This is a genomic window from Streptomyces ossamyceticus, from assembly GCF_001418475.1.
In the GTDB taxonomy this organism is placed as follows: Bacteria; Actinomycetota; Actinomycetes; order Streptomycetales; family Streptomycetaceae; genus Streptomyces; species Streptomyces ossamyceticus.
On record NZ_LIQX01000196.1, the window covers coordinates 1 to 8,159 of the forward strand.

Here is an 8,159-nt window from a genome sequence, read left to right on the forward strand (position 1 = left end):
CTTGGAGTCGCGGACGGCTATGTGGGTGGGGGTGGTGGCGATCTCCACGCACTCGTTGCCGTCGCCGGGGCCCGAGTAGGACGACTTCCGCCAGTTGTCCATGGGGTTCCTCACAGTTCCTTGGCCAGCCTGTGGATGAACTCACGCGACTGTGCGGGATCGAGTGACGCGCCCTCCACCTTACGAAAACTCGTTCGATAGGTGTGGAGCTGGGCTCCGGAATCGATGAAGGCCGATCCATGGAGCGCGTCACGAACCACCGTGTCCAGCTTGGGCAGAGGGCCGCCCACGTAGGTCATCGTGCCTGCGGCACTGGCGAAGCCGTCCAGGTCGAACGGGATGACGCGCACGGTGATGTGATCCGCTTCGGAGAGCTCAATCAGTCGAGCCAGTTGGGCCCTTGAGGTACCACGGCCACTGACTCTGATCCGGAGTGCCGCCTCATGGATCACTGCCTCGTAGGGGACGGTGAGCCGCTGGCGCGCCTTTCGATGCTGAATGCGCAACTCGACCTCCTCGCCGGTGAGTTCCGGCACGCGGGACGAGAAGACCGCACGCGAGTAGTCCTCGGTCTGCAACAGGCCCGGCACGTAGAGGATCGCCACGTGACGTAGAAAACGAGCGTGGTGTTCCAGTTCGGAGAGGTCCAGGAAAGGGGTGGGCAGCAAGCCCCGGTACTCCTCCCACCAGCCTCGTGTGCGATCGGTGGCCATCGCGACAAGAGCGTCGACGAACTCCTCATCCCCGCAGGCGTAGTGGGACGCGAGACGGCGGACCCTCAACTCGCTCACCCCCGCGAGCGCGGACTCGATATGAGTGATCTGGGCGGGGGCCACTCCGAGCAGCGACGCCGCCTCTCGGGAGGAAAGCCCGGCCGCTTCGCGAAGCCTGCGCAGCTCCGTCGCCAGACGCATCTGACGTGCTGTCGGCTCGCGCCTCTTCACCATCGAATGGCCCTCCTCAGGCGCCCGCGGGCGCGACTCGTTCGGCGTCAGATTACGCGATCGACTTGCAGCGTCCCTAAATTTAGATCTACCGCCTGTCACGCGACGAACACACTGCGGAAGCGCACCGCTCCGTCGTGCCGCGACGGCGTCGGCAAGGCCACCGTGCGTGAACCCTCCTCCCTCTCACCGGAGTTGATGACCCATGCCCGAAACCTGGGACTACACCCTCCACATCCCCAACGACCCCAGAGCCGTGACCATCTGTCGCCGCACCCTGCGGCTGATCCTCACCATGCACGGCCTCGTCGGCCTCGTGGACACCGCCGAACTGCTCGCGACCGAGCTGGTCTCCAACGCCGTGCTGCACACGAAGGGGTCCGCCGCGCTCCGGGTGCGGCGGTCGCCGGAAGGGATGGTGTGGATCGGGGCCTGGGACGCCGACCCCGAACCGCCCCGACCACCGCAGCGGTTGGAACTGGTGGGTGAGCAGGAGGGCGGGCGGGGGCTGGGGCTCGTCGCGGCGTGCACGCGGTACTGGGGGTGGACGCCGTCCGCCAGGTTCGGCAGTCCGGGCAAGTACGTGTGGTGCGAGCTGAGCGCAGCGTAGGGCGCCCCCACCGGGCGGGCATCAGTGCGGCTCATCGCTAGGCTGCGTCACCATGATGCGCGCCTGGCTGCTGCCGATGCTGTTCGTGCTCTGCGGCTCGGCCGTCGGGGCCGCGCAGATCGCCAACGGGGACGTCGCCGCCGCCGCGGTACTCCTGCCGGTGTTCCTGGCGCTCGCCGGCGTGAACTCGCCCCTGGTCTTCCCGAAGTCCATCGGTGCGCACGAGGCGCAACGCCGCAGCGCGGTCGACGGCCGGCCCGTCGTCTTCTGGCGGCCGGGTTGCACGTACTGCATGCGACTGCGCCTCCGGCTGGGCCGCGGTGCCCGGCGGGCGTACTGGGTGAACATCTGGCGTGACCCGGCGGGAGCCGCGGCCGTGCGTGCGGCCAACGACGGCAACGAGACCGTGCCAACCGTCGTCGTGGCGGGCCGGCCCCACACCAACCCCGATCCCGGCTGGGTGCGCGAACAGCTCTCCCGGTCCGGTTGATCAGCGGCGGCGTCCTGGTCGGACGCGACGACGCCGCGCCGTCGGGTCGGGCGATCAGGCGGCGAAACCGCCGTTGCTCTTCAGGAGCTGCCCGTTGATCCACTGGCCCTGCGGTGAGCACAGGAACTCCACGAGATGCGCGGTGTCCTGCGGGCTGCCCAGACGGCCCAGCGGCGTCCGACGCAGTACGTGCTCCCGGATGCCCTCGGACATCCAACCCGTGTCCACCGGCCCCGGGTTGATCACGTTGGCGGTGATCCCGAGGTCGGAGAGTTCGTGGGCGGCCGCCAGGGTGATGCGGTCGAGTGCGCCCTTGCTTGCCCCGTAGGGCAGATTGCCGACGGTGTGGTCGCTGGTGAGGCTGATGATGCGTCCGGTCCCCGGAGTTCCGTGGAAGCGGCGGCCGTACTCGCGGATCAGCAGCCAGGTGGCACGGGCGTTGACCGCGAAGTGACGGTCGAAGCTCTCCAGCGTGGTGTCGAGCAGGCCGGAGTCGACCGACTCGCAGTGGCACATCACCAGGGCGGTGACGCCGCCCAGGCGACGTTCGGCCTCGGCGAAGACACGCTCCGCCGCCTCCGGGTCGGCCAGGTCCGCCTCCACCCCCACCGATTCGGCGCCTCGTTCGGCCAACGCCTCGGCGATGGTGTCCGCGGCTCCCGCCTCGGCGCCCCAGGCCATGCGGGCGTCGTACGGCGTCCAGTACGTGAAGGCGACGTTCCAACCGGCCTCGGCCAGCCGGTGCGCGATGCCCGCGCCGATGCCGGCGGACCGGCCGACTCCGGTCACCAACGCGACCGGCCTGACCGCGTCACTTGGTGGCTGCTCTCCCGTGGTCGTCACGGGCGCAATCGTTCGGCCTGCGATGCGCGCGTGGCAACTCAATTCCTGGCGTACTCATGGCCAGGGAGTCCGGCGGCGGCAAGCAGCTTGCCGGGCGTGGCGGGCGATCGCCTCGGGGCGGCTCGCCTGACCCTCGCGCCGCGCGACGCCGGTCACGCCCCCTCGGTCACGATTGAATTTCGGCCACCCTCACCCTCTTGTTTCCGCCCGTGTAATCGATTCCAATCCTCCCTACACGTCGATGTAATCGATTCCACGAGGAGGTGGAGCGACGATGGCGAGCATCAAGGACGTCGCTGCCGAGGCGGGGGTATCCGTCGCCACGGTGTCGCGGGTCCTGAACGACCATCCGTCGGTCAGTGCCGACGCCCGCGCGCGGGTGCTGGCCGCCGTCGGGACGCTGGGCTACCGCCCGAACGCCGTCGCCCGCTCCCTGCGCACCGACCAGACCCACACCCTCGGCCTGGTCATCAGCGACGTGATGAACCCGTACTTCACGGAGCTGGCCCGCTCCGTGGAGGAGGAGGCCCGCGCGCTCGGGTACAGCGTGATCATCGGGAACGCCGACGAGCGGCCGGACCTCCAGGATCACCATGTGCGGAACCTGCTCGACCGGCGCATCGACGGGCTGCTCGTCTCCCCCACCGACGGCGGCTCCCCGCTGATGCTGGACGCCGTGCGGGCGGGCACGCCGATGGTGTTCGTGGACCGGTGGATCCCGGGTGTCGAGGTGCCCGTGGTCCGCGCCGACGGAGAAGCCGCCGTGCGGGATCTCGTGGCGCATCTGCACGGGCTCGGGCACCGGCGGCTGGCCATCATCGCGGGCCCGGCGGCGACCACGACCGGCCAGGAGCGTGTGGCGGCCTTCCGTGCGGCGCTGCACGCGTACGGGCTGGACCTGCCCGAGGACTACATAGGGCAGGGCGACTTCCAGGCCGAGAGCGGGCGCCGGGTCACCGAGGGCTTCCTCGATCTGGCCACGCCGCCCGAGGTCGTGTTCGCGGCCGACAACCTGATGGCGCTCGGCGCGCTGGACGCCGTACGCGCGCGTGGCCTGCGGGTTCCGGACGACATCGCGCTGGCCGCCTTCGACGACATCCCCTGGTTCGTGCACACCGATCCGCCGATCACGGCGATCGCCCAGCCCACGGGCGAGCTGGGGCGCGCCGCCGTGCGCGCGCTGGTCGACCGCATCGAGGGGCGGCCCCCGCAGTCCGTCACCCTCCCCGCCCGTCTCGTCGTACGCCGCTCGTGCGGCGAGACCGCTCCCCCCGAGCGACCCGCTCCCCCCGAGCGACCGGCTTCCCCACAGCCGTCCCCCGTAACGAACAGGAGCCAGACGTGAGCAACGCGGACGAGTTGCTGCGCATCGAAGGCATACGGAAGTCCTTCCCCGGTGTGGTCGCGCTGGACGGCGTCGACTTCGATCTGCGCCGGGGCGAGGTGCACGTACTGCTCGGTGAGAACGGTGCCGGCAAGAGCACGCTGATCAAGATGCTCTCCGGTGCCTACACGCCCGACGCCGGGCGGATCCTGGCCGACGGCGAGGAGGCGCGCATCCACGGCGCGCAGGACTCCGAGCGCCTCGGGATCGCGACGATCTACCAGGAGTTCAACCTCGTTCCCGATCTGACGGTCGCCGAGAACATCTTCCTGGGGCGGCAGCCGCGCCGCTTCGGGATGATCGACCGCAAGCGGATGGAGGCGGACGCCGCCGTCCTGCTGGAGCGGGTCGGGGTCGACGTGTCGCCCCGCGCGCGGGTCCGTGAACTCGGTATCGCGCGGCTCCAGATGGTCGAGATCGCGAAGGCGCTCAGCCTGGACGCGCGCGTGCTGATCATGGACGAGCCGACGGCCGTGCTGACGACCGAGGAGGTCGAGAAGCTCTTCGCGATCGTGCGCAGGCTGCGCGAGGACGGGGTCGGGATCGTCTTCATCACCCATCACCTGGAGGAGATCGCCGCGCTGGGTGACCGGGTGACGGTGATCCGGGACGGGAAGAGCGTCGGGCAGGTCCCGGCGTCCACGCCCGAGGACGAGCTCGTACGGCTCATGGTGGGCCGGTCGATCGAGCAGCAGTACCCGCGTCGGCGGCCGGACTCCGGGGCGGCGCTGCTGGCCGTGGAGGGGCTCACGCGGGACGGCGTGTTCCACGACGTGAGCTTCGAGGTGCGGGCCGGTGAGGTCGTCGGCATCGCCGGGCTGGTCGGGGCCGGCCGTACGGAGGTCGTGCGGGCCGTGTTCGGCGCCGACCCGTACGACAAGGGGGCCGTGAAGGTCTCCGGCGCCCCCGTCCCGAAGCATGACGTCAACGCGGCGATGACCGCGGGCGTCGGTCTCGTCCCCGAGGACCGCAAGGGCCAGGGGCTGGTGCTGGACGCGTCCGTGGAGGAGAACCTCGGTCTGGTCACCCTGCGGGGCGCGACCAGGGGCGGGTTCGTCGACCTCAAGGGGCAGCGGGCGAACGCGGCGCGGGTCGCCGGGCAGTTGGGCGTGCGCATGGCCGGGCTGGGCCAGTCGGTGCGGACGCTGTCCGGCGGCAACCAGCAGAAGGTCGTCATCGGCAAGTGGCTGCTCGCGGACACCAAGGTGCTGATCCTCGACGAGCCGACGCGCGGTATCGACGTCGGCGCGAAGGTCGAGATCTACGAGCTGATCAACGAGCTGACGGCCGCGGGCGCCGCCGTCCTGATGATCTCCAGCGATCTGCCCGAGGTGCTCGGTATGAGCGACCGGGTGATCGTCATGGCCCAGGGGCGGATCGCGGGCGAACTGCCCGCCGCTGAGGCCACCCAGGACGCGGTGATGGCGCTCGCCGTGTCCACCCCGCCCACCACCACCCCGCACACCACCACGACCGGAACGGAGGCCACCGGTGGCCGCTGACACGCTCAAGAGCACGACGGGCGCGAGTGGCCCCTCGGGCCTGCGCAGAATCCTGCTCGACAACGGCGCGCTGAGCGCCCTCATCGTCCTCGTCGTCGCGATGTCGGTGCTGTCCGGCGACTTCCTGACGGCCGACAACCTGCTGAACATCGGCGTCCAGGCGGCCGTCACCGCCATCCTCGCCTTCGGTGTGACCTTCGTGATCGTCTCGGCGGGCATCGACCTGTCGGTGGGTTCGGTGGCGGCCCTGTCGGCGACCGTGCTGGCGTGGAGCGCCACATCGGAGGGCGTGCCGGTCCCGATAGCCGTCCTCCTCGCGGTCGTGACCGGCATCGCGTGCGGTCTCGTCAACGGCTTCCTCGTCTCCTACGGCAAGCTGCCGCCGTTCATCGCGACGCTGGCGATGCTGTCGGTGGGGCGCGGTCTGTCGCTGGTGATCTCGCAGGGCAGCCCGATCGCGTTCCCGGAGTCGGTGTCGCACCTCGGTGACAACCTCGGTGGCTGGCTGCCGGTGCCCGTCCTCGTGATGGTCGTGATGGGTCTGATCACCGCCGTGATCCTGGGCCGTACGTACATCGGGCGGGCCATGTACGCGATCGGCGGCAACGAGGAGGCCGCCCGGCTGTCCGGTCTGCGGGTGAAGCGGCAGAAGCTCGTCATCTACGCCCTGTCCGGGCTGTTCGCCGCGGCGGCGGGCATCGTGCTGGCCTCCCGGCTGTCGTCCGCGCAGCCGCAGGCCGCGCAGGGCTACGAGCTGGACGCGATCGCGGCGGTCGTCATCGGCGGCGCCTCCCTGGCCGGCGGCACGGGCAAGGCTTCGGGCACGCTGATCGGCGCGCTGATCCTGGCGGTGCTGCGCAACGGCCTGAACCTGCTGTCGGTGTCGGCGTTCTGGCAGCAGGTCGTCATCGGTGTCGTGATCGCGCTGGCGGTGCTCCTCGACACGGTCCGCCGGAAGGCGGGCGCGACCCCGGTGGCCGCCGGGGCCGGCGGCTCGGGCGACCGGGGCAAGCAGGCGCTGACGTACGTCCTCGCGGCGGTGGTCGCGGTGGCGGTCGTGGGCGCGACGTCCTTCCTGCACAGCGGTTCGTCGGCGGCCAAGAGCCAGAAGATCGGGCTGTCGCTGTCCACGCTGAACAACCCCTTCTTCGTGCAGATCCGCGCCGGCGCGCAGGACGAGGCGAAGAAGCTGGGCGTCGACCTGTCCGTGACGGACGCGCAGAACGACGCCTCGCAGCAGGCCAACCAGTTGCAGAACTTCACCAGTGAAGGTCTCGGCACGATCATCGTGAACCCGGTGGACTCCGACGCGGTGACCCCGGCGGCGAAGGCCGTGAACAAGGCGGACATCCCGCTGGTGGCGGTCGACCGGGCGGTCAACGGCGCGAACACGGCCGCCCTCGTCGCCTCCGACAACGTCAGCGGCGGGAAGCTGGCCGCGAAGTCGCTCGCGGAGAAGCTGGGCGGCAAGGGCGAGATCGTCATCCTCCAGGGCCAGGCGGGCACCTCCGCCAGCCGGGAGCGCGGCGCGGGCTTCGCCGAGGGTCTGAAGGCGTACCCGGGCATCAAGGTCCTCGCCAAGCAGCCCGCCGACTGGGACCGCACCAAGGGCCTCGACGTGATGACGAACCTCCTCCAGGCCAACCCCGACGTCGACGGTGTCTTCGCGGAGAACGACGAGATGGCGCTCGGCGCGATCAAGGCGCTCGGCGCCAAGGCCGGGAAGTCCGTCCAGGTCATCGGCTTCGACGGCACCGCCGACGGTCTGAAGGCCGTCAAGGGCGGCACGCTGTACGCGTCGGTCGCGCAGCAGCCCGCCGAACTCGGCAGGATCGCGGTGCGCAACGCGGTGAAGGCGGCCGAGGGCGAGAAGGTGAAGAAGTCGGTGATGGTGCCGGTGAAGGTGGTCACGGCGAAGAACGTGGCCGAGTTCGGCGGCTGACACGATGCGGTGGCCGGACGGGGAGACCCGTCCGGCCGCTTCGGCTTTTCCGCTCCCCGGCGCGACCGGCCGGCGGGCGGCTCCAACCCAGCACAGGGAGATGCTTCATGTACGACTACGACCTCCTGGTCGTGGGCTCGGCCAACGCCGACCTGGTGATCGGTGTCGAGCGGCGGCCGGGGGCCGGCGAGACGGTGCTCGGCTCCGACCTGGCCGTGCACCCGGGCGGCAAGGGCGCCAACCAGGCGGTGGCGGCGGCCCGGCTCGGGGCCCGTACGGCGCTGCTGGCCCGGGTCGGCGACGACGGCAACGGCCGGCTGCTGCTGGACTCGCAGCGTGAGGCGGGGGTCGACACGGCGGGGGTGCTGGTCGGCGGGGCGCCCACCGGGGTCGCCCTGATCACCGTGGACCCGTCGGGCGACACGACGATGCTGTTGTCGCCCG

At 70.7% G+C, this 8,159-nt stretch carries 9 protein-coding genes; 6 read left to right on the plus strand and 3 right to left on the minus strand.

Going from position 1 to position 8,159, the window contains the following annotated elements:
* A partial coding sequence (locus tag AOK15_RS41430) for a DUF397 domain-containing protein (RefSeq protein WP_157870261.1) occupies window positions 1–102 on the minus strand: 102 nt, incomplete at its 3' end.
* Window positions 103–110: 8 nt separating this feature from the next.
* A complete protein-coding gene (locus tag AOK15_RS15895; protein WP_055517224.1) occupies window positions 111–947 on the minus strand; it encodes a helix-turn-helix domain-containing protein in 837 nt (278 codons plus the stop codon).
* Between the two features lie 202 nt (window positions 948–1,149).
* Here AOK15_RS15895 and AOK15_RS15900 point away from each other — a divergent pair, with 202 nt between their 5' ends.
* Window positions 1,150–1,554: an ATP-binding protein gene (locus AOK15_RS15900; RefSeq protein WP_055517226.1), complete on the plus strand. Its 405-nt coding sequence runs from the start codon at window positions 1,150–1,152 to the stop codon at window positions 1,552–1,554.
* Window positions 1,555–1,606: 52 nt separating this feature from the next.
* Window positions 1,607–2,044 carry a glutaredoxin domain-containing protein gene (locus tag AOK15_RS15905; protein WP_055517228.1) on the plus strand — a complete coding sequence of 146 codons (438 nt, stop codon included), beginning with the start codon at window positions 1,607–1,609 and terminating at the stop codon, window positions 2,042–2,044.
* A gap of 54 nt (window positions 2,045–2,098) precedes the next feature.
* Here AOK15_RS15905 and AOK15_RS15910 read toward each other — a convergent pair whose 3' ends face one another.
* Window positions 2,099–2,887: an SDR family oxidoreductase gene (locus AOK15_RS15910; RefSeq protein WP_055517230.1), complete on the minus strand. Its 789-nt coding sequence runs from the start codon at window positions 2,885–2,887 to the stop codon at window positions 2,099–2,101.
* 274 nt (window positions 2,888–3,161) lie between these two features.
* On the opposite strand from AOK15_RS15910, the gene AOK15_RS15915 reads away from it, so the two are divergent.
* The 4 genes from AOK15_RS15915 to AOK15_RS15930 form a co-directional block, all read left to right on the plus strand.
* The gene (locus AOK15_RS15915; protein WP_055517232.1) at window positions 3,162–4,232 is read left to right on the plus strand and encodes a LacI family DNA-binding transcriptional regulator; all 1,071 of its coding nucleotides are present in this window, start codon (window positions 3,162–3,164) and stop codon (window positions 4,230–4,232) included.
* Window positions 4,229–5,773, plus strand: coding sequence for a sugar ABC transporter ATP-binding protein (locus tag AOK15_RS15920; protein ID WP_055517234.1), 1,545 nt, complete (start codon window positions 4,229–4,231; stop codon window positions 5,771–5,773). Before AOK15_RS15915 ends, AOK15_RS15920 begins: the two co-directional genes overlap by 4 nt.
* Window positions 5,763–7,715: an ABC transporter permease/substrate-binding protein gene (locus AOK15_RS15925; RefSeq protein WP_055517236.1), complete on the plus strand. Its 1,953-nt coding sequence runs from the start codon at window positions 5,763–5,765 to the stop codon at window positions 7,713–7,715. The genes AOK15_RS15920 and AOK15_RS15925 overlap by 11 nt, the downstream gene beginning before the upstream one ends.
* Before the next feature lie 107 nt (window positions 7,716–7,822).
* On the plus strand, window positions 7,823–8,159 hold a 337-nt coding region (locus AOK15_RS15930; protein ID WP_240508445.1), incomplete at its 3' end, for a PfkB family carbohydrate kinase.